We start from the raw sequence: 22795 nt of genomic DNA on the forward strand, positions 1-22795 counted from the left end.
TAAAAAATTACAATTTAGTTAGTCCATCAACGATATTAACACAACTAACTAAAAATTAAAGCAGCTTTTTTGGTCAAATTTTGTTTATTTTTTAAGCTAAAAATCATTTTGAGCAAGAAAGACACTTTAATGTAAATGACCTTTTCTTTTATTGCAATCGTTAGAAAATTTTATAAGTTTAAGAAGCCATTATCTTGCTTATATCAAGCTCTTACTCTTTAAAAAATTAAAGCTTGTCAAATGCCTATTAAGAAGCTATTATGGCATATAATTGATCAGGCACTACATTAATGAATAATAAATTATTAACACCATGGCAAAGGCCTATTTCTAGCTACAACTCCTTTCTACATGACTATGTGGTCGGCTAGACCGACTAATACCTCGCCCGCATTTAAATTTTATTTACACTCAACTCCCAAGTTTAGCTAATAAGTTTATAGGAACACCTTCGATGCAGCAGTACAAGTTAACATTAACATATGGCTTCGCAATTTTTGTCATGTTTTTTGGCTCTGGTAATTTAGTATTTCCGTTAGAAATTGGCCATGCCGGCGGTTCACATTGGTTTTTAGGCTTTGTAGGCTTACTCGTAACAGGAATCTTTTTACCTTTGATGGGTTTATTTGTAATCAAACTTTACCATGGCAACTACCTACGTTTTTTCAACGAGGCAGGTAAAGTCGCAGGTGCAGTACTACCATTTCTTACGTTGTCTTTACTAGGCTCGTTTGGTGTCGTGCCACGCTGTATTACCGTTGCTTATGGTAGTGTGAGCTATCTGTTTCCTCATATTTCATTGGTATGGTTTAGCTTAATATTCTGCCTAATAACGTTTATTCTCTGTCTAAATGATCGGCTGATGGTTAGAGCGTTAGGTAAATGGATGAGCCCACTATTATTAACGACACTCGTCATTTTAATTTTTATTGCTGTCATTAAAGCACCTGTTATTCTAAATGAGACAGTTGCCAGCCAGGCTTTGGCCAATGGCTTTTTAACTGGTTATCAAACCATGGATCTTTTTGCAGCTTTTTTCTTTTCAGCGCTTATCTTTAAGCAAATACAAGCTGACTTCCCTCATTCAACTAATCAAGAAATTATCCGCTTTGCTATTAAACCAAGCATCTTAGGTGCAGCCTTATTAGGGCTTATTTATTTAGGCCTTGTTTATCTTGGCGCGCATTATGCACCGCTACTTATGCATGTTAAACCAGAGTTAATATTACCCACCATTGCTGCACATGCTTTAGGTGGTCAAGCAACGTTGTTCATGGCTATTACCATGTTTTTTTCATGCTTAACAACAGCGGTTGCGCTAAATAATTTATTTGCTCGCTACCTTACCTCCACTTTTAAAGTAAACCATGAGAAATTTTTTATTTTCTTAATATTTACTACAAGCTTTGCTTTTATTATATCTCTACTAGATTTCAAAGGGATTGCTGCTTTCTTAAGCCCTATTTTACAACTAACCTATCCTGCCTTAATTGTATTAACTATACTATGTTTGTTTTTACGAGGAGGACAGCGCTTTAAGATGGCAATTTTTTATTTTATTACGGGATTAATTGGCATTACCTCTTTGCATTTAGCAAATTAATATGGCGTTCCCTACTAAATTTTAGGCAGCGAAGTATAAAGCTTAGTGGGTGACGCTATGCTGGTATTATCATGTTAGCATGACAATAAGAAAATATTAGGAAGAGATAACTAGCCATTTCGTAACGATATACATACAATCACTCCTTTAACTTTTAATTCCTAGGCTGCGCTTATTTTTCTATGCTTATTAAGAGCGCTGGGCGCAGCCCAACTAACCTGATAATATTTAGGATCTTTTTAACTAGTGGGAGGAAGAAATGAAGTTGTCTGCTTTGCTCATTTTAGTTTGCACAATACTTTCAGGGTATACTATGGCTGCAGAAAATAAAATTATTTATGGTTATGTGGAAAAAGCAGTCCTTGTTGATAAAAACCTTACGTTATCGGCCAAATTAGACACAGGCGCGAAATCGGCTTCTCTTAGTGCAATTCACATTCAACAAGTTGAAAAAAATGGTAAAACTTATTTAAGCTTCTTAGTTCCTACCAAAGAAAGTGAAGTAGCCTTTGTAGCAGAATACGTAGGTGATGTAAAAATTAAGGTACGAGCTGGTGAAAATATTAAATCTACAAAAGATCCGTTAAATAGGCCGGTTGTGCTCATGCGTATTCGTATCGGCAATATGGAAAGAACTATTCCCGTTAATTTAGCAAATCGTAAACGGTTCTTATATCCTTTACTTCTAGGGCGGGATGCCATTAATTCATTTTCAGGTTTAGTCGATCCAAGTGTTTCTTTTAATGTTAAACCAATCATGTTGAATAATAATGAAGTCAAATAAACACCATATTTATGGTTTAATTATTATCTTGTTTCTTCTGGGTATAGGGTTATTTTTATATCGTCATCTGGTTTTAGATGTTCCACTTACCGATACTGAAACGGTTAACAGCTGGATGGCTGAAGCTAATTTACAATTTATAGCTGAACGTAATACACCTGTTAAAGCAAATTTTATTATTCCATATATGCCACCTTATTTCGCTATTTTAGATGAGTATTTCGTATCTCATAATTATGGCGTTACCACTAATTTAGTTGGGTATAATCGGCAAACAATTTGGTCTTTGCGTCGTGGCGCAGGCAAGCAATCACTTTATTATCGAGCGATATTCCGTGAAACGGATACGAATGAAGCAACCTTACCAAAGCCTCCACCGGTTAAAATGCTGGCGCTGGCCGAAAATCAAAAATCGGCTGTTAATAATATTACTAATTTAGTCCGTCAATCATCAGCAGACATACAAACGTTTGCGCAAGGAACAATTAAAGAGCTCAATAAAAAAGAAGGCAATGCCAAGCTTCTTATTGGTAGTGATTTTTCAGATATTAATATTCTTAATGCCGCGATAGTTGTACTTAATCAAGCTAAAATTTATGCTATGCCAGTTAAAGGAATTTATTTAAGCCAGCAAGCTAAAGCAGAGTTTAAACTATTTATGGCCGTTTATAATGGCAAAGATTGGTTCTATATTAACCCTCGTACAGGTAGTGCAGGTTTGCCTAAAAACTTTCTCGTTTGGCAATATGGCTTTGATCCTCTTTATACCGTAGTTGGTGGCAAAAAAGTTTCTTTTAACTTGACGATATCGCCTACCCCCATTAATGCCTTAACCATTGCTAAAGCACGTGGTTTACAGACTGACTCAGAAATGCTGCGTTTTTCTCTCTTGCAGTTACCAGTCAATACGCAAGAAACTTATAAAATTTTGCTTACTGTACCTATTGGCGCTTTTATTATTTTATTACTGCGTAATTTCATTGGTTTAAAAACCTTTGGTACATTTATGCCTGTATTAATTGCGCTTGCCTTTCGTGAGACTTACATCATTTGGGGCATCACGCTGTTTATACTGATTGTTTCTTTTGGTTTATTAGCCCGTTTTTATCTTGATCAGTTACGCCTCCTATTGGTGCCAAGGTTGGCTGCTATTTTAACCATTGTCATCATGCTTATGATTTTTATTAGTGTAATGAGCCAGAATTTAGGGTTGGAATCAGGTTTATCTGTGGCGTTATTCCCTATGGTTATTTTAACCATGACTATTGAAAGAATGTGTATTACGTGGGATGAGCGCGGTCCTGGAGAGGCAATTAAATCTGGCCTAGGTAGTTTACTTGCAGCTGTTATCGCTTATAGTGCAATGAATTACCCCCCCATGCAGTATTTGATATTTGCCTTTCCCGAATTATTATTAGTTCTGCTAGCATTAATTTTACTCTTTGGCCAATACAGAGGTTATCGTCTTTTTGAACTGTTTCGTTTTAAAGCGTTAGCAGCTGGAGATTCTTAATGTGGCATATTTATCGCAGTTTAAAGCAAAAAGGCATTTTAAGTATTAACCAGCGTAATAGCGATTATGTGCTCCGTTATAATCAACGTAAACGCTACCCACTAGTAGATGATAAGCTACAAACCAAGCGCCTGGCCTTAAAGGCAGGCATTGCGGTTCCGCCTCTTTATGAAATTATAGAAACCGAACATCAAGTTAAAGAAATTGATAAAATTTTGTCACCTTATAAAGATTTCGTTATAAAGCCTGCTCATGGTGCTGGCGGCGATGGGATTATTGTTATCACTGATCGGGTTTTTGGGCGCTATAGACAAATAAATGGCAAATTAATTACCCGCCAAGAGATAAGTTATCATTTATCATCCTTGCTATCAGGTGCTTATAGTTTGGGGGGCCATGCTGATTATGCTATTGTAGAGCATCGCGTTGTCGTTGATCCTGTTTTTAAAGAAGTAAGTTATGAAGGTGTGCCAGATATTCGTATTATTACGTTACTAGGTTATCCTGCCATGGCTATGGTGCGTCTACCAACACGTCTGTCTGGAGGTAAGGCGAATTTACATCAAGGCGCCATAGGCGTTGGTATTAATCTAGCTACAGGTAAAACATTAGGCGGTGTCTTTCACAATGATACGATTGATTACCATCCAGATACCTTAAAGCAAATCAATGATGTTACTGTTCCTCATTGGGACAAAATTCTTGAAATTGCTGCCAGCTGCTATGAACTTACTGGGCTAGGATATTTAGGGGTAGATATCGTTTTAGATAACGATCACGGCCCTTTAATGCTAGAGCTAAATGCTCGGCCAGGTTTAAATATACAAATTGCAAACCGGGAAGGCGCTGTTAAACGCTATAAAATAATTGAAGCTCGTACACAAGAAGCTAACGAGTCGATACTTGAGAGAGTTGCCTTTAGCAAGCAACATTTCGCTCGTTAAACAAACTCTTTACAAAACCGAATTAGTCAAATCAACACTTAAGACCCTATTTCTAAAAATTAAATATTACTTTGCCTTAGACCTTTTGCAAAAGAGATCTATTCTTAAAAATAGGGCATTCTAAACTATCTTTTTTAAAATAACCCTCACTAAACTACTTAAGCTTATTTTCTAACAATTAAGTTATTTTGCACACCTTTGACACCAGGTACCCTACTTGCTAGCTCAAGTGCCGTATCACTCTGGCGAATCGTTTTAACATAACCATTTAGTTCAACTATACCATTTGCAGTCTGTACTTCAATTGGAATACTGGCTAGTTGACTGTCATTACCAAGAGTAGCTCTCACTGAGTCTGTAATTGAAGCATCAGAGTTCATGGTAAAAGGCATGTTATTGCTGGAAAGCAAGCTACTTTGGCACCCAAACAACAACATCATTAGCGTTGCTAAAGCTACTACTTTAAAGCAATTTTTCATGGGTTCTCCTGAGTTAATTTGACTGTTTGACCTTACCATGAACTATGCTCTCTTAACAACTTCTCATTAGTTAATTGAATTAAATGAATGTTTGATTATAATTATTTGCTTGTTTTATGTGTTAAAGAGAAAGAGAGAAAAGAAAATGCTTATTTCGCAAGAACCTGCTGCTGAGAAAAAAACCCAATTCCGCATTAGAATAAGTAAAGCAGTGTATGACGAAATAACAGAATACTGTGAGCATGCTGGTATCCGCTATAGAGATTTCTTTATTGAGCATGCCTGTCGTTATATTTTTGCCCATGATGAGGATTGGCAGGCTTTTAAAGCCAGTCAAGGCAATGAATCCTAATATTCTAGATAACTAGTTATCTTTGTATTAATAATTTAACAAGTACCAATACGGTTAAATGTAATGGGTAATAAATCCAGAATACATAACGCAGTCTAGGTACGTTGATAGTTACAATTGTCGCTCCTAAAATAATAGGTATCGTTGCCATAGCCCAGTTATTACCATTAACTGGGCCTAGTAGCACATAAGATATTAAAACAAGGCAAGCAAATACTAATGTGGGGTTACGCAAATATAGCCAAAATGAAACACACAAGGCTACACCAGGCCAACTAAACTCAACAAGCAAGCTACCAAGAAAAAATATACAAAATGCAAAAAGCTGCCCTCCTTTTTGAGAGTAGAAAAAAATCGTGGTTGCTGCTATTAGCAGTGTAAACATAATGTTTAGCGGAATAATGCGGACTAAATGTAACATTTGCATATAAGCAGGCGTTGCTAACGCACCAAATAAAAGAAGCCTTCTAGCTGTTTTAAAATAAATCGCCGGAGTAAGGCTCTGTGACCGCGCTAAATTGTACGCAAAAATAAATGCAAACAAAGGCATTGCTAAGCGGCCAATACAAAAAGCAGCATAATAACTGCCATTAAAAAAGACACGATTGACATGATCAATGGTCATAAATAATAGTGCTAGCCATTTAATGGCTTCAACAGTGCCGTTTTGTATCTTTATTACAGGAAATTTATACACAAGAATATTTTTCTGGGAATGTTAAATACATAGTATCAGTAAACGCTTGTTAGTTAATTATTTTTTTAATTTACTATATTTTAAATTTTGGACAATGATTTAAAATCAAGCGTATATAATCTATAATATGGCCCTAGAAGGCTAAAGCGCTTAGGCAAACTTTTTATTAAAGGTGATACTATGGGATTAGCAAAAAAGAAAGTAGGCATTTTAATTGAAAATGACTACCAGGAATTAGAATTTTGGTATCCTTACTTGCGTTTACAAGAGGAAGGAATAGAGCCTTTAATTATCGGAAAAGAAATTAAGAGCTATAAAAGCAAATTAGGCTATGAAGCTAAAGCTGATGTGACTGCTGAGGAAGCCAGTAGTATGCGGTTTGATGCGGTTATTATACCCGGTGGGTATGCACCTGATAAAATGCGTACTCAACAACCTATGGTGCAAATAATTAAAAATACTTACACGCAAGGCGGTGTAGTAGCTGCAATTTGTCATGCTGGTTGGGTTTTAATTTCAGCTAAAATTTTAGATGGAAAAAAAGTAACAGGTGTTAAATCCATTAAAGATGATCTGATTAATGCAGGCGCTCAGTACCTTGATGAGCAAGTAGTTGTAGATGGTAATTTAATTACTTCCAGAACACCGGTTGATTTACCTTTTTTCTGCCAGCAAATTATTGCGAAACTACAATAGATATTATTGGCGCTTCTCTTGCATGTAATAGGGTAATCCTATTACCAAATGGCTGCATCTGGCTCAGATTATGTCAAGGCTCAGTTGCACTAAAGATTAAAAGTTAATACCTTCGTCAAATTACGCTTAACCTGTTAACAAGCGCTCTATATCTTTACGAATTTTATCAAAAGAGGTGATCGGTAAATACTGCTTAACAACATTACCCTGACTATCAACTAAGATTTTTGTAAAATTCCAAGGTACAAACTTTAATGGCTTTTTTCTAATATGCTTAGATAAATAATGATAAATTAAGGCTTGTTTTTCACCTTTAACATCTATTTTCGCAAATAAAGGAAACGTAACTTGATAGCAGTTTGTAGCAAAGGCCTTAATTTGCGCATCACTGCCAGGCTCTTGCGCTAGAAATTGATTACAAGGAAAACCTAAAAGATTAAACCCCTTAGCATGATAATCTCGATATAATGATTCTAGCTGCGTATATTGAGAAGTAAAGCCACAACGACTAGCAACATTAACAATTAATAATACTTGTCCCTTATAGCCCTGCAGTGTTATTTCTTGCCCATCCATACACTTAATGGGCACATCATAGATTGACGCATTAGAAAAAGTTGTCACTTCTTACATCCTTCTTTAAGGTTTTGAACTAATTTGCATGTTCGCTTATTGTTGTCTATTCTCAATATAAGCTTTTTACTATTAAGAATAGTAAATTTTATTTAAAATATTGAAATTATTCATGGATATTACATCTACAGAAATACATTGTCTTTTAATTTACTTTATATTTTAAAGCTAAATAACGAACAAAATAATTTATAAAAGTGATAACTAACGAATTAGCTAAATATTCAACCGTAGAGAGAAAGGTATGGATTTGGTAGGTCGATGGAAAGCAATAGTTGTTTTCTTGTGCTGCACGCTGATGCAACCTGCCATTCATTATAGTCTTGCACAAACAATTAGTAATACTTCACCAACTTCGCCAGAAGCGACAAATAATAAAGCGATGGAATATTATGACCAATCTATTTTAACATCCATTCGTACAGCTTTGGGAAACAATGCAAAAAAAATTACCATTCATGTTGATAATGGGCTCGCTTATTTATCTGGCCAACTAAATTCTTATGCCGAGTATGAGCAGATTGTTATGTTAGTTGAATCAACGTTGGGCGTTGTGGACGTTAATGCTGAAAATTTAACGGTGGTAGGTAATCAAGCACCACTGCGAGACACCCTGTTAAGGGCTAAAATAAAAGGAATTCTTTTACAATCAGGAAGATTAGGAAAAGAAGTATCCACTTGGCCTGTACAAATTGAAGTAAACGATGGGCAAGTTTCTTTAATAGGCAAAGTAGCTTCTTTACAAGAAAAGCAATTTATTATAGACACAGTGAAATCATTTGAAGATGTGGAAACAATAAACGATCGAATTGAAGTTACTAATGCCTTGCCAGTAAATTAACGTGCGTTTACTATAAATACCAAGCACGTGTGCCAGGGCCGAATCAAAAAAAATAAAGCACAACGTTAAAAGGACATGTCAGCAAAACATGAGGATTTAAGCATTATACTAACAACACCATTGTTCTGCCAAAAGAGGGTTTATAAAAGGTTTAGTAAGACTGATGCATTAACACAGTCGTTTAAACAAGGAGGTAGTGATGGACATGTACGTAGTAAGTGCCGAGGATGTCATCGGGGTTGATGTAAAAAATCCAAAAGGTGAGAATTTAGGCACGATTGAAGCATTAATGCTTGATAAATTACAAGGTCAAGTTGCCTATGTGGTATTATCTCATGGCGGCTTTATGGGAATGGGACATAAATTATTTGCCCTCCCTTGGGGTATGTTTACGTATGACTCTAAAAAGGAATGCTTCATTATTCCAATTGATAAAAAAATATTAGTAAAATCGCCTGGTTTTAATAAGGATAATTGGCCGGATATGTCTAGCCAAACCTGGAAAAAAACAATGACTGATTATTACGGTAGCTATATATCTCATCCTAATCAACATTAGTCTTCTGGCATAACCGGTAGATTTTGCTTTAATGCAAAGCATCAATATTTCAAGGAGCAGAATTAAGGCACCGCACTAAGACAAAGATGGCGGTTATGTGAGAGCGCTGTTAATCACATTAATGCTAAAGGTACCTTTGGTGTAGTTTTACAAGTTCCAAATTAAATAAAATTACAAGGAGATTGTATGAAAAAATTACTCTCTATGTTGGGAGCAACCCTCGCAGTAATACCTTTGTTAACTTATGCTGATTTACAGCCACCTACTACTACCCCAACTCAAAATGACACCTTAACAAAACCAATTACACCCAAAGCAGGGATTAAATCGCCTGAAGCCGATGAGAAGTCTCAAAAAGAAGATGAGTCAGTCACTGGTGAAGCGGCTAGCAATGATGATGCGCCGGTAAATCCTATTATACCACCCACTAATAATTTAAATGACTCACCTGGGCCCTAGAAAAATTGCAAACGCCGCCAAATAATCAATGACTTGGCGGCAGAAAACTAGGGCAGGCTGACAAATTATCAATAGCCTGCTCTAACGTCACTTAAAGATAGTAGGAAATGGGATGATGGTTGGAATGAGCTGGAAAAATTGCAGAATATAAATAAGCAAAAGAATAAAAACTAGAAAATTTAATAAATTTTTTATTAATGGTGCCATGGGAATAAACGCATTAATTCCCCATAAAATAACACCGACTAGCACAATTAAAATAATCAAATGTAAAAGAGTCATAGATAATTCCTTTTTAGCAATAGCTATAGACACTCTACCCAACCTTTACCAAAAACTCAATTAAAACAATAGTTAACTTTAAATTATCTTTTATAGGCGTAACCCACCATTGTTTGCTAAAACAATGCAATTTAATCTTTCCAAAAATCAACTAGATAATAGCCAAGTTATAATTTTTTAAGTGCTCTAAGTTGCGCTTTAATTTTTGTCCTTCAGTCTTTACTGATAAACTAGTAACTAGTTTAATAGTTAAAAATCAGTTATAGCAGATGAGGCTCGCATGAAACAATTCAGTATACTTGATCAGATCATTAATGAAATTGACGTAGCCTTACGAGCAATTATCCCTCCACAACAACGAGTTAGCAAAAGGCCATCACCTGCTGATAAGATAAATACAACTCATTTAACTACAAATCAAAAAAAGCATGTCGCAGGTCTTATGCGAGTCAACCATTCAGGCGAGGTCTGTGCGCAAGCACTTTACCAAGGTCAAGCACTCACAGCGCGCCTAACCCATGTAAAAAAACAAATGGCAAATGCTGCTTTAGAAGAGATTGATCATTTATCTTGGTGTGAACAACGCTTATATGAATTAAATAGCCAGCCTAGCTTATTAAATCCACTGTGGTATATTGGCTCATTTACCATAGGGGCTTTTGCAGGATTAATTGGCGACCAATTTAGTTTAGGTTTTTTAGCAGAAACAGAAACGCAAGTGAGCGCTCATCTGCAAAAACATTTGCAAAAATTACCACCCGAAGATAAAAAAACCGAACTTATTCTAAAACAAATGCAAGAAGATGAGGCACAACATGCTGAAGCTGCAAAGCAAGCTGGCGCTATGGAATTACCGCGAGCCCTAAAAAATTTAATGAACACAACATCCAAAATAATGACTAAAACGAGTTATTATATTTAATTATGTTTAATATTATACTTATAATAGTTGCCTTCATTCTTGTCCTCCTTAATGCCTTTTTCGTAGCAGCAGAATTTGCTATGGTTAAACTACGATCAACACGTGTGGCTGTTATTGCCTCACAATACCCATGGCGTGGTGTTATCTTAGCTAAGGTTCACAGTCAATTAGATGCTTATTTATCCGCTTGTCAGCTCGGTATTACCCTAGCCTCACTAGGCCTAGGCTGGGTGGGTGAGCCTGCTTTCGCTGATTTAATAGCTCCCTTACTAGAACGATGGGGTTTAACAGCGCCTGGGGTAGTTGAATTTATTAGTTTTACTTTTGCCTTTACTTTCTTATCTTTTCTTCACATTGTCATTGGTGAATTATTACCTAAATCATGGGCCATTAGACAAAGCGAACAAATATCCTTGTGGACAGCCGTGCCCTTGTATGTCTTTTACTGGCTCATGTACCCTATTATTTGGGTACTTAATTCCTGTTCTAACTTTTTTTTAAAAAAATTGCATCTGGATGAAGTTCATCCAGGCGAAGAATCGCATTCAACCGCTGAATTAAAACTTATCCTGCAATCTAGCCAATTACACGGCGAGTTAACTTCACAAGAAAGTAGCATTTTAGCCCATACCCTTGAGCTTGCTGAGTTACGAGCTGTTGATGTTATGTGCCCATACCATGATATGGTTATGTTAAATAATCATATTACAAAAAAGGAATTACTCGATACGCTAAATCATTACCGCTATAGCCGTTATCCTATTTATAGCCTAGAAGAAAAAAAGATAATTGGCTTGTTGCATGTCAAAGATTTACAACCTCTACTACATGGAAAAAGTAATGAACAAGAACTAGATTTACACGCTTTGGCCAGGCCTATTCCTAAAGTTTCACACCGTTTACCCGCTTTAAATCTATTGCGCCAATTCCAAGGAGGGATGCCTCATTTTGCCTTAGTTTATAATCGCCGAGGCGATATAGCTGGTTTCGTGACGCTTGATAATTTATTACACTTAGTTATTGGCGTCATTAAAGATGAATTTCATAAGACACGAGATGCTTGGGTGAGCCATCCAGATGGCAGCTTAACAGTGAGAGAAAATTGCCCGGTGTTTGCGCTAGAACGCGCATTACAAAAAACCTTAACCTTGACTGCCGAGCAAGAAGAAATTACCACGGTAGGTGGCTTAATTTTACATCAACTAGGCTCGGTGCCTATAGTAGGGCAACAAATTGAGTTTATAGACTTCTCAGCTATTATTGAAAAAATGCAAGGAACACGGATTACTCAGATTAGAATCCTGCCTAAAAATAATTTTCTTAACAACAAAGAAGGATAATGATGGCTTCTGCCACTTTTTTTATATTACTAGTTATCTTAATAGCCTTTGTTTTTGATTTTATTAATGGCTTCCATGATGCAGCTAATTCGATTGCGACTATCGTGACTACCGGTGTTTTAACACCACGACAAGCGGTAATATGGGCTGCTTTTTTTAACTTTATTGCTTTTTTAATTTTTAACCTAACTGTTGCAAAAACTATTGGCAGCGGATTGATTGATACTGATATTGTTGATTCTGTTTTAATCTTTTCTGCTTTAATTGGCGCTATTTTTTGGAATTTAGTCACTTGGTATTACGGTATTCCATCAAGCTCATCACATGCCTTAATTGGCGGGCTTGCGGGCGCTGCTTTAGCCAAAGTTGGTATAAGTGCACTTAAGCCCTTAGGTTTTCTTAAAGTAGCTGCAGGTATCTTTATTTCGCCTTTAGCAGGTTTACTGTTGGGATTTTTTTTAACGACAGTTATCCGTAATCTTACACAGCAGCAAAATGAACAAATTCTGCAGAAAACATTTCAGGGATTTCAGCTCATTTCATCCGCTTTTTTAAGCTTAACTCATGGGGGTAATGACGCACAAAAAACCATGGGGATTATTGCTGTACTTCTATTTTCATCTTCGTGGCTTGGCGATACCTTTTATGTTCCTTTTTGGGTAGTAGTCAGCTGTCATTTAGTCATTAGTTTAGGCACGCTCGCTGGAGGTTGGCGGATTATACATACCATGGGTACTAAAATCACTGAGTTAAATCCTCTTCGTGGATGTGCTGCTGAAACAGGTGCCGCCATCATGATTTTTATGGCTACCGAGTATGGGATTCCAGTATCAACAACTCATACTGTAACTGGTGCTATTGCTGGCACAGGCGTAAGCCGTAACTTAGAACATCTGCATCTACCTATCTTAAAGCGAATCTTTTTTTCATGGCTACTGACAATACCTGGCGCCGGAATTGTAGCTGGTATTATGATGTTATTCCTTAATGCGCATTCAATATAAAAAATGATCGTTTAGTTAAACAAAGCCTCAACTAGGCTCGTAATAAATACACCATATAAAATAGCACCTAAGTAAGCTATTGTTAGGCATAGCCCATCTTCACCAGTTAATCCTAAGCCAAATAAAATAATCAGTCCTGCAAAAATAAAATTACTCATAGGAATGGGAAGTAATAAAAGTAAACTTAAAAGCAGTAACACAACACCATGCACCCTTTCCATGATAGGAGAGGTTAAAAAAGACCAACGCGGCTTAAGTAATTTTTCAATAGATATTAAATAAGGTAAGGTTTTTTTAATCACTTTAACCAATTTCTCTTTATTAACTTCCCGCTTAGCTAAAAAGGTTGGTAACCAAATACGATGTCTGCCACCAATAATTTGCAGCGCAACAAAAACGATGGGTAAACCAAAAATAAAAGAAAAACCAGGGACCGCAGAAATGGGTAAAGCACTAGGCAGAGCAAAAAGAACAATAATAAGCCCAAACCCCTGATCACCTAAGCAATCGACAATGCTGCCATAAGTCATTTTATCTTCTTTAGCGGCGTTATCTGCTAGCTGTTTCAAAGCCCGCGACATAGGGCAGCCCTTTATTTCCTTTTTGTTAGTCAAAGTAAGTCCTTGTGGCTGACTTATTGTTGAACCCTTTGGTTTAATACACTATGAAAACGACTATAAGCAAAATAAATAATTAAACCAATAACCATCCAGATAATAAATCGCAATATGGTAACCCAAGGTAAATGAATAATCAGATAACTGCAACTAAGCACGCCTAAAATAGGAACCAGAGGCATTAAAGGTGTTTTAAAGGGCCTGGGTAATTCTGGATGCCTGTAACGCAAAATAATCACGCCTATGCATACGGTAATAAAGGCAAATAAAGTACCAATATTGACGAGCTCTGCTAAGTCACTTATAGGTATAAGGCCTGCTAGTAGAGCCATGATAACTCCACAAAGCAGAATAATACGTACTGGCGTTTTTGTGTAAGCGCTTGTCTCTGCGAAGAATTTAGGCAGCAATCCATCCCTTGCCATGGCAAGAAAAACACGAGTAAGCCCATAAAATAAAACAAGCATCACGGTAGTAAGGCCCGCAATAGCACCGACACCAATTAACCCGGCAGCAATTTTATGGCCCAATAAAAGCATCGCATGGCTAATAGGCGAGGGTTCATTTAGGCTGGAATAGGGAACAATGCCTGTTAATAAACCTGATACGATGATATATAAAACGGTACACACAACTAAAGAGCCTATTATACCTATGGGTAAGTCGCGTTGAGGATTAACTGCCTCTTCAGCCGCGGTGGATACAGCATCAAAACCAATGTAAGCAAAAAAGATTAAAGATGCACCCTCCATAACACCTCGCCACCCAAAAGGCGCAAAAGGCGACCAGTTGGCGGAGTTCACATGAAAGCTTGCGATAACAATAAATAATAAAATAACAGCTAATTTAATAAAGACCATCAGGTTATTAAAGCGAGTACTGCTTTTTACACCCCAGATTAATAAACCTGTAAGCAATAAAATAATAAAAAATGCAGATATATTTATCCACCCGCCCATCAGGGGGCCTTTTAATAAATAGGTTGGCAAATCAAGATGCAGCGTTTTTAATAAATCATTAAAATAACCACTCCAACCTGCTGATACGGCCGGTACAGAGATAGAGTATTCTAAAATAAGATCCCATCCCACAATCCAGGCGATGAATTCACCAAACCCCGCATAAGCATAGCCATACGCACTTCCGCACCCACCTACTAATGCGGCTAATTCAGCATAAGATAGCGCTGAAAAAGCGCAAGCAAGACCTGCCATAACATAAGAAAAAACAATAGCTGGTCCCGCTTGTGTTGCAGCAACGATACCTGTCAAAACAAAAATACCAGCTCCAATAATTGCCCCAACACCTAAAAATACCAAATCAAAAGCAGATAAACATTTCGCCAGCTGACCATGTGAATGATTCTCGCCGAGAATCGCTTTTCTACGAAACAAGTCCATGTTATGTTGTCTTTCCATACCTAGCAGTGGATTCAATTGATAGTGTGTTAAAGTCACTTTATCACTAAATTTTATGTCTGGGAATTACATAACAATTTAATTTTAATACTATGAATCAAACAATTATCGCTGTAATTTTTTTAATTTGCTGTTTAACAACGAGTTATGCTGAAGCGGTAGAACACTGTGTAAACTGGCCCTATTGGTTTAAAGGCGCCTGTCAACGTCTATATCAAACCTGGGAAGAAGGGAATACTGAACTCTATCTTTCAGGATATGCCTGGCATAATCGTTATACCTACAGTTCTAAAAAAATTAAAACGTATAATGAGCAAGCTTGGGGTGGTGGGTTAGGGAAAGGATTTTATGATGAGGATGGGGATTGGCATGGCCTATCTGCTATTGCTTTTTTAGATTCTCATAAAAACCTTGAACCGGTTGTCGGTTATGTTTTTTTAAAAATGGCACATTTTAATGAAAATTTGCGTTTTGGGGTTGGCTATACTGTCTTGGTTACAGCGCGCCCTGATCTATTTCATAACATTCCGTTTCCAGGAATATTGCCCTGGAGTTCGCTATCCTATTACCGTTTAACCCTATCAGCCACTTACATACCTGGGGCTAGCGGTGCTGGTAATGTGCTTTACCTTATAGGAAAATGGACTTTTGATAAAATTTAAAACTTAAAGATGTGATTATATTTCCTGTAAAAGCAGCGACGTATCCTGGGTGAATGACGTGAAACCCGGGTTCAGCCCTGCGGGCCTACACCCAGGCTACATTTTAAATAGACTTCGTATTTTATGAGATAAAAGGTAATGGAGAAAAAGACGAATTACCGCGGCTCGACCGCGGTATCCAATAATCTTACTTAAAACATCCTAGGTAAACTAAAAAGCGAATCTAGCTACGAGGACCATGACCATGACCATGAGTATGATGACTGCCTTCACTGGGGTGATGGTGTTCATTTGGCCTATTGTTATTCCATAACGTATAGTGTGAATGAGAATGTGGCGGTACAACTCGTTGTACGGGAACTTGTTGGACTGGAACAACAACCTGCTGTGTTGGTTGATGGTGATGGTGATGATGATTGTTATTATTTGAGGTCACAACCGTAGGCGCACCCCTTAAGCTAGTTAGGATGAAGTTTGTTGTTGGTCGATCGTCATTCATTTTTTATTCCTCCATTGATCAAAGGAAAACTATATAATTAATTTCAAGACCATGCAATCTATAAGCAAAACTAGCAAATAAGAAACAGCCTTGCCAATTAAACAATCTTTTAAGACAATACCTACTCAAAATTAATTAATTTGTATTTAAATGCTTAATCGTAAAACAATGATGAATACGCTTATTACGTTTAAAATCAACATCAATCGTTTCCGCAGTAATATTTTTGACCTCATATTTTTCAGTAAGCGCTGCTGATAATTTAAATTGCCGGAAATTAGTTGAAAAATACAAAATTCCCCTAGGCTTTAGCAAACGTATCGCACTATCAATTAAGTTCTCTTGATCGCGCTGCACATCCAGCGTGGTAGCCATTCTCTTGGAATTAGAGAAACTAGGCGGGTCTAGGAAAATTACATCAAACTTATCACGAGAAATTTTTAGCCAATCTAGGCAATCTGCCTGAATAAAGCGATGCTTCGCTAAGTTTAAATGATTAAGTTTAAAATTATCCTCTGCCCAATTTAAATAGGTTTTCGACAGATCAATATTGGTTGTTGTAGCGCCTGCTAAAGCAGCGTGTACACTTGCGCTTGCGGTATAACAAAAGCAATTTAAGAAATGGATGCCAGTAGGCAAGTTAGCAAATTTTAAGCGCAATGGCCGATGATCTAAAAATAAACCCGTGTCTAAGTAATCATAGAGATTTACCTTTAATTTTGCTTGGCCTTCTTGCACAACGATAGTGCGCTTCGTTTGATTTATTTTTTGATATTGGTTTGACCCTTTTTGTGGCTTTCTTTGTTTAACTACTAATTTATCTGGCGCAATATCTAGAGCCTTCGGAACAGCTTGGATCACTTCAAGGCTGCGCTTTTCTGCTTTATACACACTAATTGTAGAAGGGGCGGCGTATTCTTGTAGCACCGCATAATCATTGTATATATCAATGGCATAAGCATATTCAGGAATATCTGCGTCATAAACGCGATAACAACTGATCTGCTCTCGTTTTGCCCATTTTTTTAAATGCTGGTAATTCTTTTGTAAACGATTAACAAGCATTTGAGCACCGCTTGAGAGCGAATCGGTACTGGCATTATTTTTTAAGCGATTTTCCTTATTTATAGCAAGACAATACAACTTGCACTCTAAGGGGCCATTAAAAAATGTATATTGTTTGGTAGCTCGTAATCCTACGGCTTTAGCAAGCATGGGGTTAGACGTTAAGAAAGCGACTTGCCAGCCTTGAAAGGCTTTATGAGCCGTTGTACCTAATTGCTGATACAAAGGAATAAGCTGGGTGGCATCTGCTAGACGCTCACCATACGGGGGATTACAAATAAGTAAACCCTGCTCACTTTCCGCATGGCAATCTTTTAGTGCTTGGTGCGTAAACGTTACTAAAGGCAACACCCCTGCGCGCTCAGCGTTTGCGCGGGCATTAGCAATAAGTTTGACATTGGTGTCTGTTCCTTTAAGTTTTACTTTAGTTGGTTTAACTTGTGTTAATGCATGCGCACGCAATTTTTCCCAAAGTGTTGGCTGATGCTTTACCCAATGAATTAAGGATTGGTCTTGCCGTAATAACCCAGGCGCAATATGCGCCGCCATCATTGCAGCTTCAATAACTAACGTTCCTGAGCCGCAAAAAGGATCGTGAAACGCATAACCTTTCTCAGCCAGTTGCGGCCAGTTAGCCCGTATTAATAAAGCCGCGGCTAATGTTTCTTTTAATGGCGCCTCACCTGCCTGTAAGCGATAACCACGTTGGTGCAAGCTATACCCTGTTAGGTCAAAACTAACCGTTAAAATATCGTTTTTCAAATGAGCATGTAAGCGAATTTGCGGCTTATCTTTATCTACTGAGGGGCGCTGGCCGCTTAATTTGCGGAAATGATCAACAATAGCATCCTTAATTACCTGTGCGCCGTACATAGAGTTACGAATATGCGTTGAGGAGCCATGAAACTCAATCGCTAAGGTTTTATCTGCTGTAAAAACCGTTTGCCAAGGAAATTGATGGCAAAGCTTATATAAGCTTTGTTCCTCAACCACTTGGCCACTAAATAATAGCAATTGAATTCGATTGGCAAGACGAGTCCACAGACACAATTGGTAAATTGCGGCTTCATTCGCCTCTCCATATACCCCTTGCGGGCTAACACGTGTAACGTGCAATCCTATTGTTTTTAATTCCGTCTCAAGTAAGTATTCCAGTCCCTTAGCACAGCTGATGAATAAAGAATAATTCATTGTAAATAAGACCTTAACAAACGAAATAATGCTCGGCTTGCACCCTTATCTTGACCACTTACTTTCTCAGCAATCGCTTTTTTAAGCATCTGCCGGAGCGCTTGTACATCAACATGAGGATACTGATTTATAAATTCAGTAAGAGCTGTCTTGCCCTCAGTAATTAAGCGCTCTCGCCACAATTCTACATCATGAAACGCTGCTGTTTTTGCACTTTCTTCTGCTTTCATTTCTGAATAAGCAGTAATAATGGTTTCACTGTCTATGGAGCGCATTATCTTACCAATAAGTTGCATTTGCCGCTTTAAAGCACCGTGGCTTTTAATTGCTTTTGCAGCAATTATCGCTTGTTGTAAATTATCTGGCAATGACAAAACAGCTAACTTAGCTGCTGGCAGAGCTACTAATTCTTCACCAACTTTCTGCAGTGCATGCGCTTCCCGTTTTTTTTGGGATTTGCTAATAAAATCATCTTCCATCAATAAGCCTTCTTTGGGGTGATAAGTCATCAGGTAATACAGCTTGCAGGCCAGCCTCATTAATCAATGCTTTCACTTGCTCAGCAATTATTTTATGAACTGCTGTTGTTGGATGAACTTGATCCCAAAAGACATAATTTTCGCATTGCATTGGCTCAGCTTGCTCGCTTGCCGGCAATAGATTAAACATATAACTCGCTAACGCTGCTTCATGCAATTGGGGATTATCCTTAATTATTAACCATTCCTTTTCAGTTAGTTTAGGAAAACGAGCTTTCAAATTTTCAAAAAGTGCTTGATCATCTGGCTTTAAAGTGTGTAATAAACCTCGATAACTACCCAGATAACAAGGTTCCTCCGTATTTATAACTTCAGACTCTCCAGCTTGCTCCATGGATTGATTGAAAAAATGATAAGCATCAAAATAAATAAATAAAATGTCTGGGTATTTTGTTTTTAATGTCGCAATTTGGTCGCTTAATTTACGATTATGAGCTTCTGTTAAAGCAGTTAGTAGCCATTTTCGAGGTGAATTTTTAGCATGCGGTAAACGTGCTAAATCAGGCAGATTAATTAGTAAAAATTTATTGCCACCCCTACCAATGATACGCTCAATGACATTACCTATGGCATTAACAACACCTGTCGTTAATTCTTCTACATTGGTTGGCTCATTAATATAATTATTAGCACCAATCCAAATCGTATATAAGCTTGTATCTTTCCTACCGTAAGTATGCCAATAAAGATAGTTATTTAGCTCAGCTGTGAGTGTAAATGGTAAATTCTCTTTATAGGATAATACAGCACCCGCACCACCTACAGCATAATCTTGAAAGCCTTCAGTATAGGTTTCAGGAAATAAGTCTGCATAGAGGTATTCAGTCCAGACTGGCCCATCAGTAAAACGCCCTAAATAATAAGGCGGCGATGTAGGAAGAAAATGCCATAAGTAACTATACAAATTACCATTATCAGATAAACTATCCCCAAAAATGACCATAGTATCGAAACGATTATTAAATGCATACCCATGCACGGTTAATAGCAAACTTAAGCAAAACATTATTATTTTTTTCATGAATTATCCTTAATATCACTAACGCACTTAATTAAACCCGCTACCTGTCCCTAGAGTGAAAAGAAATAACTTTTTCTAGGCGCTAGATTAGTTTAAGAATTTTGCACTTTAACTAAGCAACTTACAAAAACGATAAAATTTTTTACCTTGTAGGTCAATATATCTTTAAAAATTAATCAATTGCAGCAATAGATGCTATTGATTTAGGCGTCGTGTGTAAGGATTTATTATAAAAATAAGCTCTACTAATTGCATATAAATTATAAATCATAATAACTAATAAGAGCGAATGTAACCAAGTCACTGTGAGATGCGTAAAGATTTGTAAAGTTATTAACACCCCAAGGCAACCTGCAAAACTTAATATCAGTGTTTTCTTTAAAGGAATTTTATTTTGTTGGAGAAAAACCAACGTCGTTAAAGGCTGCTGCATAGCGCCTGCGGTAGTCATAATAGGGAAAGCAATAAGTGGCGATACATTTAATAGAAATAAAATACCTTGCACCATGACAAATAAACCGATGCCAACAGAGGTTAGGCCACCACAAATTATCATGGCGATAAAACCTACCGTTAACTTCCAACCATGCAGGGCAAGCAAATCACCGCCAATAGGCATTAAGCGCAATTGATGACAAATAAGCAAGCCAATAATCACCATAAAACAACACATCATACCTAAGCGTATTGCTTGCTTACTTAATCGACTCACTATCGTGCCGCCAATTAATCCACCAATACATGCACCAATCACTAATGTTAATAAGGTCGTTAAATCAACATCAATTAATTTCATAAAGAAAAATGATTCAATTACGCCCGGAATAACTTGAGCGCCATTGTTCACGGCGGGTAATTCATCATCAGGAAACGTATTTAATAACTTAGCTAAAGCAACATTAACCGCAAAACTACCAATCCCTAAGGTATCAGCAATAAAAGCGATTATGCCACTGCCACTTAATTTTAAATAATCTAAAAGCGATAAAGGCACAGGAGGTTGTTGCCTAAGTTTATAAAGCATGCCTCCAACACAAACTAAGCTTAACAACAAAATGATATACAATATTAATGTGATCGCCATGACGCCCCGAAATTTATAAGTTGATGATGATTAGCAGCTCTGTATGCGCATGGATTATACATTAATTACTTGGCAGGGCCAATAAAACTTAAACTAAAAATTATACTTTAAGTTTATTTTTAAATCAGACAGCCGTTTTAATTATATTAACTAATACATTTAAAACAAATTAAAAACGTTGATTACGAAAATCCTCGACTGCTTGAATGATTTCCTCTTGTGTATTCATCACAAAAGGGCCTAAGCGTGCAATAGGCTCATGTAATTTTTTAGCCGCAATCAGTAAACAGCGCGAATTCTCTGCTGCAGCTATAGTTAAGTTTTCACCTTTACTTAATACAGCTAACTGGCCTTTTTTAATCGTTCTATCATTAATAGACACGAGCCCACTTAGAATAAATAAAATGGCTTGGTGCGTAGGGGCAATGGTGTAGCTAAAACTTACCTCTGCGGGCAGTTGAATATCTAGAAACACAGGTTCGGTAACGATGCCTTTAATCGGGGATTCCGTACCTTGTAATATTTTACCAGCAATCACTTTAACAATCGTACCATTATCATGGTGTTCAATAGGCAACTGGCTTGCAGTATATTCCTGATAACGGGGCTGTGACATTTTATTAGCTGCCGGTAAATTTAACCACAATTGCAATCCTGTTAAAGCCCCTTCGGTTTGAACAGGCATTTCAGAATGAATAACCCCTTTTCCAGCAGTCATCCATTGCACATCACCAGGGCCAATTAAGCCTTGGCGCCCTTGGTTATCTTCATGTAGTATTTTACCCTGCAATAAATAGGTAATTGTTTCAAAGCCGCGATGTGGGTGTGCCGGAAAACCGCCCAAATAATCAAGAGGCTCTGTACTATCAAAAAAATCAAATAATAAAATAGGCTCGTAATCATTTGTTCTGTCAGCACCAATATAGCGATGTAATTTGACGCCCGCACCTTCCCGCATTAATACGCCATCTAGACATTGACTGACTTCTATGTTTGACATGATTAATTCCTAATGTATTAAACATCCTAAGAAGGGTACTTCTCTAAACATAGCTAATGAATTTATTAGAAGCAATTTCTGCATTAGCATGCAAAAAAACTGGCCTTTATCCGTTAATGGCTGCCTTTAATGAATTGAGGGTTTGGCTACCATAAAGTGCTTTACTGAAATTTCCTTCTGGATCAAACACAAAGGTAGCAGGAACACCACGTAAATCCCCTAAATTTAATGCTGCCCGCGGATCTGCAGCTAAACTCGGGTAATTTATTCTTAATTCTTTAGCTAATTGCGCTTGCTTAGGCCTAGATAAGTCATCAAAATTAACAGCAAATAAATAAATTTTATCATTATTCATTTTATAAAAATGATTAAGTTCTTTAATTTCATCCAGACAAGGCTTACACCAGCTCGCCCAGTAATTAATTAAAACCCATTTTCCTTTTAAGTTGGTAAAAGGAATTTTCTCACCTGTAAGGGTAGTTAAGATAACATTGGCATAACTTGCGGTAAGCGTAATACTTAGTAAAAAAGCAATTAATAATTTTAAGCGCATATTTTCTAACCTCTAAATAGATATGAATCAAACTAGGT

General features: G+C 37.1%; 26 protein-coding genes. 13 read left to right on the forward strand and 13 right to left on the reverse strand.

Annotation, left to right across the window (positions count from 1 at the left end; all coding sequences use genetic code 11):
* The first annotated feature begins 454 nt into the window (after positions 1-454).
* The 4 genes from DYE47_RS13430 to DYE47_RS13445 all read left to right on the forward strand — a co-directional run bounded on the left by DYE47_RS13430 (position 455) and on the right by DYE47_RS13445 (position 4844).
* Positions 455-1603, forward strand: coding sequence for a branched-chain amino acid transport system II carrier protein (locus DYE47_RS13430; protein WP_115303849.1), 1149 nt, complete (start codon positions 455-457; stop codon positions 1601-1603).
* 259 nt (positions 1604-1862) lie between these two features.
* Positions 1863-2387, forward strand: a complete 525-nt coding sequence (locus DYE47_RS13435; protein WP_115303850.1) for an ATP-dependent zinc protease family protein — start codon at positions 1863-1865, stop codon at positions 2385-2387.
* The gene (locus DYE47_RS13440; protein WP_115303851.1) at positions 2374-3900 is read left to right on the forward strand and encodes an inactive transglutaminase family protein; all 1527 of its coding nucleotides are present in this window, start codon (positions 2374-2376) and stop codon (positions 3898-3900) included. The genes DYE47_RS13435 and DYE47_RS13440 overlap by 14 nt, the downstream gene beginning before the upstream one ends.
* Positions 3900-4844 carry an alpha-L-glutamate ligase-like protein gene (locus DYE47_RS13445; protein WP_115303852.1) on the forward strand — a complete coding sequence of 315 codons (945 nt, stop codon included), beginning with the start codon at positions 3900-3902 and terminating at the stop codon, positions 4842-4844. The genes DYE47_RS13440 and DYE47_RS13445 overlap by 1 nt, the downstream gene beginning before the upstream one ends.
* Before the next feature lie 164 nt (positions 4845-5008).
* On the opposite strand, the gene DYE47_RS13450 is transcribed toward DYE47_RS13445, so the two are convergent.
* Positions 5009-5362, reverse strand: coding sequence for a BON domain-containing protein (locus DYE47_RS13450; protein ID WP_176579716.1), 354 nt, complete (start codon positions 5360-5362; stop codon positions 5009-5011).
* Positions 5363-5468: 106 nt separating this feature from the next.
* On the opposite strand from DYE47_RS13450, the gene DYE47_RS13455 reads away from it, so the two are divergent.
* Positions 5469-5675 carry a hypothetical protein gene (locus DYE47_RS13455; protein ID WP_115303854.1) on the forward strand — a complete coding sequence of 69 codons (207 nt, stop codon included), beginning with the start codon at positions 5469-5471 and terminating at the stop codon, positions 5673-5675.
* Between the two features lie 16 nt (positions 5676-5691).
* Here the strand turns inward: DYE47_RS13455 and DYE47_RS13460 are convergent, their stop codons facing one another.
* On the reverse strand, positions 5692-6372 hold the full coding sequence (locus DYE47_RS13460; RefSeq protein WP_115303855.1) for a TraX family protein: 681 nt from the start codon (positions 6370-6372) through the stop codon (positions 5692-5694).
* A 180-nt stretch (positions 6373-6552) separates the two neighbouring features.
* Here DYE47_RS13460 and DYE47_RS13465 point away from each other — a divergent pair, with 180 nt between their 5' ends.
* A complete protein-coding gene (locus DYE47_RS13465) occupies positions 6553-7068 on the forward strand; it encodes a type 1 glutamine amidotransferase domain-containing protein (protein ID WP_115303856.1) in 516 nt (171 codons plus the stop codon).
* 126 nt (positions 7069-7194) lie between these two features.
* Here the strand turns inward: DYE47_RS13465 and DYE47_RS13470 are convergent, their stop codons facing one another.
* Positions 7195-7692, reverse strand: a complete 498-nt coding sequence (locus DYE47_RS13470) for a glutathione peroxidase (RefSeq protein WP_207385195.1) — start codon at positions 7690-7692, stop codon at positions 7195-7197.
* A 253-nt stretch (positions 7693-7945) separates the two neighbouring features.
* Between DYE47_RS13470 and DYE47_RS13475 the strand changes: the two genes are divergently transcribed.
* The 3 genes from DYE47_RS13475 (at position 7946) to DYE47_RS13485 (ending at position 9560) form a co-directional block, all read left to right on the forward strand.
* Positions 7946-8542, forward strand: coding sequence for a BON domain-containing protein (locus DYE47_RS13475; protein ID WP_115303857.1), 597 nt, complete (start codon positions 7946-7948; stop codon positions 8540-8542).
* Between the two features lie 199 nt (positions 8543-8741).
* Positions 8742-9101, forward strand: coding sequence for a PRC-barrel domain-containing protein (locus DYE47_RS13480; protein ID WP_115303858.1), 360 nt, complete (start codon positions 8742-8744; stop codon positions 9099-9101).
* Between the two features lie 186 nt (positions 9102-9287).
* On the forward strand, positions 9288-9560 hold the full coding sequence (locus DYE47_RS13485) for a hypothetical protein (protein WP_115303859.1): 273 nt from the start codon (positions 9288-9290) through the stop codon (positions 9558-9560).
* 87 nt (positions 9561-9647) lie between these two features.
* On the opposite strand, the gene DYE47_RS13490 is transcribed toward DYE47_RS13485, so the two are convergent.
* Complete coding sequence (locus DYE47_RS13490) at positions 9648-9842, reverse strand: Thivi_2564 family membrane protein (RefSeq protein WP_115303860.1); 195 nt, start codon at positions 9840-9842, stop codon at positions 9648-9650.
* Positions 9843-10122: 280 nt separating this feature from the next.
* Here DYE47_RS13490 and coq7 point away from each other — a divergent pair, with 280 nt between their 5' ends.
* The 3 genes from coq7 to DYE47_RS13505 are packed head-to-tail and all read left to right on the forward strand — an operon-like array spanning position 10123 to position 13108.
* A complete protein-coding gene (coq7, locus tag DYE47_RS13495) occupies positions 10123-10764 on the forward strand; it encodes a 2-polyprenyl-3-methyl-6-methoxy-1,4-benzoquinone monooxygenase (RefSeq protein WP_115303861.1) in 642 nt (213 codons plus the stop codon).
* Between the two features lie 2 nt (positions 10765-10766).
* The gene (locus tag DYE47_RS13500) at positions 10767-12104 is read left to right on the forward strand and encodes a hemolysin family protein (protein WP_115303862.1); all 1338 of its coding nucleotides are present in this window, start codon (positions 10767-10769) and stop codon (positions 12102-12104) included.
* A gap of 2 nt (positions 12105-12106) precedes the next feature.
* Positions 12107-13108, forward strand: a complete 1002-nt coding sequence (locus DYE47_RS13505) for an inorganic phosphate transporter (protein WP_115303863.1) — start codon at positions 12107-12109, stop codon at positions 13106-13108.
* Between the two features lie 11 nt (positions 13109-13119).
* On the opposite strand, the gene DYE47_RS13510 is transcribed toward DYE47_RS13505, so the two are convergent.
* The gene (locus tag DYE47_RS13510) at positions 13120-13722 is read right to left on the reverse strand and encodes an exopolysaccharide biosynthesis protein (RefSeq protein WP_242604235.1); all 603 of its coding nucleotides are present in this window, start codon (positions 13720-13722) and stop codon (positions 13120-13122) included.
* 20 nt (positions 13723-13742) lie between these two features.
* Positions 13743-15125, reverse strand: coding sequence for an amino acid permease (locus DYE47_RS13515; protein WP_115303865.1), 1383 nt, complete (start codon positions 15123-15125; stop codon positions 13743-13745).
* A gap of 110 nt (positions 15126-15235) precedes the next feature.
* Between DYE47_RS13515 and pagP the strand changes: the two genes are divergently transcribed.
* Positions 15236-15805 (forward strand): lipid IV(A) palmitoyltransferase PagP, encoded by a 570-nt coding sequence (gene pagP, locus DYE47_RS13520; RefSeq protein WP_115303866.1) that lies wholly within the window; start codon positions 15236-15238, stop codon positions 15803-15805.
* Positions 15806-16028: 223 nt separating this feature from the next.
* Here pagP and DYE47_RS13525 read toward each other — a convergent pair whose 3' ends face one another.
* The 7 genes from DYE47_RS13525 to DYE47_RS13555 all read right to left on the reverse strand — a co-directional run bounded on the left by DYE47_RS13525 (position 16029) and on the right by DYE47_RS13555 (position 22757).
* On the reverse strand, positions 16029-16304 hold the full coding sequence (locus DYE47_RS13525) for a hypothetical protein (protein ID WP_115303867.1): 276 nt from the start codon (positions 16302-16304) through the stop codon (positions 16029-16031).
* A 135-nt stretch (positions 16305-16439) separates the two neighbouring features.
* Entirely contained in the window at positions 16440-18560 is a 2121-nt protein-coding gene (gene rlmKL, locus DYE47_RS13530) for a bifunctional 23S rRNA (guanine(2069)-N(7))-methyltransferase RlmK/23S rRNA (guanine(2445)-N(2))-methyltransferase RlmL (protein WP_115303868.1), read from the reverse strand.
* Positions 18557-19039: a ribosome biogenesis factor YjgA gene (yjgA, locus tag DYE47_RS13535; protein WP_115303869.1), complete on the reverse strand. Its 483-nt coding sequence runs from the start codon at positions 19037-19039 to the stop codon at positions 18557-18559. The genes rlmKL and yjgA overlap by 4 nt, the downstream gene beginning before the upstream one ends.
* Positions 19029-20120 carry an SGNH/GDSL hydrolase family protein gene (locus DYE47_RS13540; protein ID WP_115303870.1) on the reverse strand — a complete coding sequence of 364 codons (1092 nt, stop codon included), beginning with the start codon at positions 20118-20120 and terminating at the stop codon, positions 19029-19031. Before DYE47_RS13540 ends, yjgA begins: the two co-directional genes overlap by 11 nt.
* 172 nt (positions 20121-20292) lie before the next feature.
* Positions 20293-21204: a sulfite exporter TauE/SafE family protein gene (locus DYE47_RS13545; protein WP_115303871.1), complete on the reverse strand. Its 912-nt coding sequence runs from the start codon at positions 21202-21204 to the stop codon at positions 20293-20295.
* A gap of 169 nt (positions 21205-21373) precedes the next feature.
* Positions 21374-22204, reverse strand: coding sequence for a pirin family protein (locus DYE47_RS13550; protein WP_115303872.1), 831 nt, complete (start codon positions 22202-22204; stop codon positions 21374-21376).
* A 106-nt stretch (positions 22205-22310) separates the two neighbouring features.
* Positions 22311-22757, reverse strand: a complete 447-nt coding sequence (locus DYE47_RS13555; protein WP_115303873.1) for a TlpA family protein disulfide reductase — start codon at positions 22755-22757, stop codon at positions 22311-22313.
* Positions 22758-22795 lie beyond the last annotated feature (38 nt).

This window comes from Legionella beliardensis, assembly GCF_900452395.1.
Lineage (GTDB): Bacteria > Pseudomonadota > Gammaproteobacteria > Legionellales > Legionellaceae > Legionella_C > Legionella_C beliardensis.

Coding starts and splice junctions, on each gene's coding strand:
- DYE47_RS13555 (WP_115303873.1), bottom strand. CDS start 22,757: ATGCGCTTAAAATTATTAATTGCTTTTTTACTAAGTATTACGCTTACC.
- DYE47_RS13450 (WP_176579716.1), bottom strand. CDS start 5,362: ATGGTAAGGTCAAACAGTCAAATTAACTCAGGAGAACCCATGAAAAAT.
- DYE47_RS13440 (WP_115303851.1), top strand. CDS start 2,374: ATGAAGTCAAATAAACACCATATTTATGGTTTAATTATTATCTTGTTT.
- DYE47_RS13485 (WP_115303859.1), top strand. CDS start 9,288: ATGAAAAAATTACTCTCTATGTTGGGAGCAACCCTCGCAGTAATACCT.
- pagP (WP_115303866.1), top strand. CDS start 15,236: ATGAATCAAACAATTATCGCTGTAATTTTTTTAATTTGCTGTTTAACA.
- DYE47_RS13550 (WP_115303872.1), bottom strand. CDS start 22,204: ATGTCAAACATAGAAGTCAGTCAATGTCTAGATGGCGTATTAATGCGG.
- DYE47_RS13545 (WP_115303871.1), bottom strand. CDS start 21,204: ATGGCGATCACATTAATATTGTATATCATTTTGTTGTTAAGCTTAGTT.
- DYE47_RS13540 (WP_115303870.1), bottom strand. CDS start 20,120: ATGAAAAAAATAATAATGTTTTGCTTAAGTTTGCTATTAACCGTGCAT.
- DYE47_RS13430 (WP_115303849.1), top strand. CDS start 455: ATGCAGCAGTACAAGTTAACATTAACATATGGCTTCGCAATTTTTGTC.
- yjgA (WP_115303869.1), bottom strand. CDS start 19,039: ATGGAAGATGATTTTATTAGCAAATCCCAAAAAAAACGGGAAGCGCAT.
- coq7 (WP_115303861.1), top strand. CDS start 10,123: ATGAAACAATTCAGTATACTTGATCAGATCATTAATGAAATTGACGTA.
- DYE47_RS13525 (WP_115303867.1), bottom strand. CDS start 16,304: ATGAATGACGATCGACCAACAACAAACTTCATCCTAACTAGCTTAAGG.
- DYE47_RS13455 (WP_115303854.1), top strand. CDS start 5,469: ATGCTTATTTCGCAAGAACCTGCTGCTGAGAAAAAAACCCAATTCCGC.
- DYE47_RS13515 (WP_115303865.1), bottom strand. CDS start 15,125: ATGGACTTGTTTCGTAGAAAAGCGATTCTCGGCGAGAATCATTCACAT.
- DYE47_RS13475 (WP_115303857.1), top strand. CDS start 7,946: ATGGATTTGGTAGGTCGATGGAAAGCAATAGTTGTTTTCTTGTGCTGC.
- DYE47_RS13480 (WP_115303858.1), top strand. CDS start 8,742: ATGGACATGTACGTAGTAAGTGCCGAGGATGTCATCGGGGTTGATGTA.
- DYE47_RS13445 (WP_115303852.1), top strand. CDS start 3,900: ATGTGGCATATTTATCGCAGTTTAAAGCAAAAAGGCATTTTAAGTATT.
- DYE47_RS13435 (WP_115303850.1), top strand. CDS start 1,863: ATGAAGTTGTCTGCTTTGCTCATTTTAGTTTGCACAATACTTTCAGGG.
- DYE47_RS13505 (WP_115303863.1), top strand. CDS start 12,107: ATGGCTTCTGCCACTTTTTTTATATTACTAGTTATCTTAATAGCCTTT.
- DYE47_RS13490 (WP_115303860.1), bottom strand. CDS start 9,842: ATGACTCTTTTACATTTGATTATTTTAATTGTGCTAGTCGGTGTTATT.
- DYE47_RS13500 (WP_115303862.1), top strand. CDS start 10,767: ATGTTTAATATTATACTTATAATAGTTGCCTTCATTCTTGTCCTCCTT.
- DYE47_RS13465 (WP_115303856.1), top strand. CDS start 6,553: ATGGGATTAGCAAAAAAGAAAGTAGGCATTTTAATTGAAAATGACTAC.
- rlmKL (WP_115303868.1), bottom strand. CDS start 18,560: ATGAATTATTCTTTATTCATCAGCTGTGCTAAGGGACTGGAATACTTA.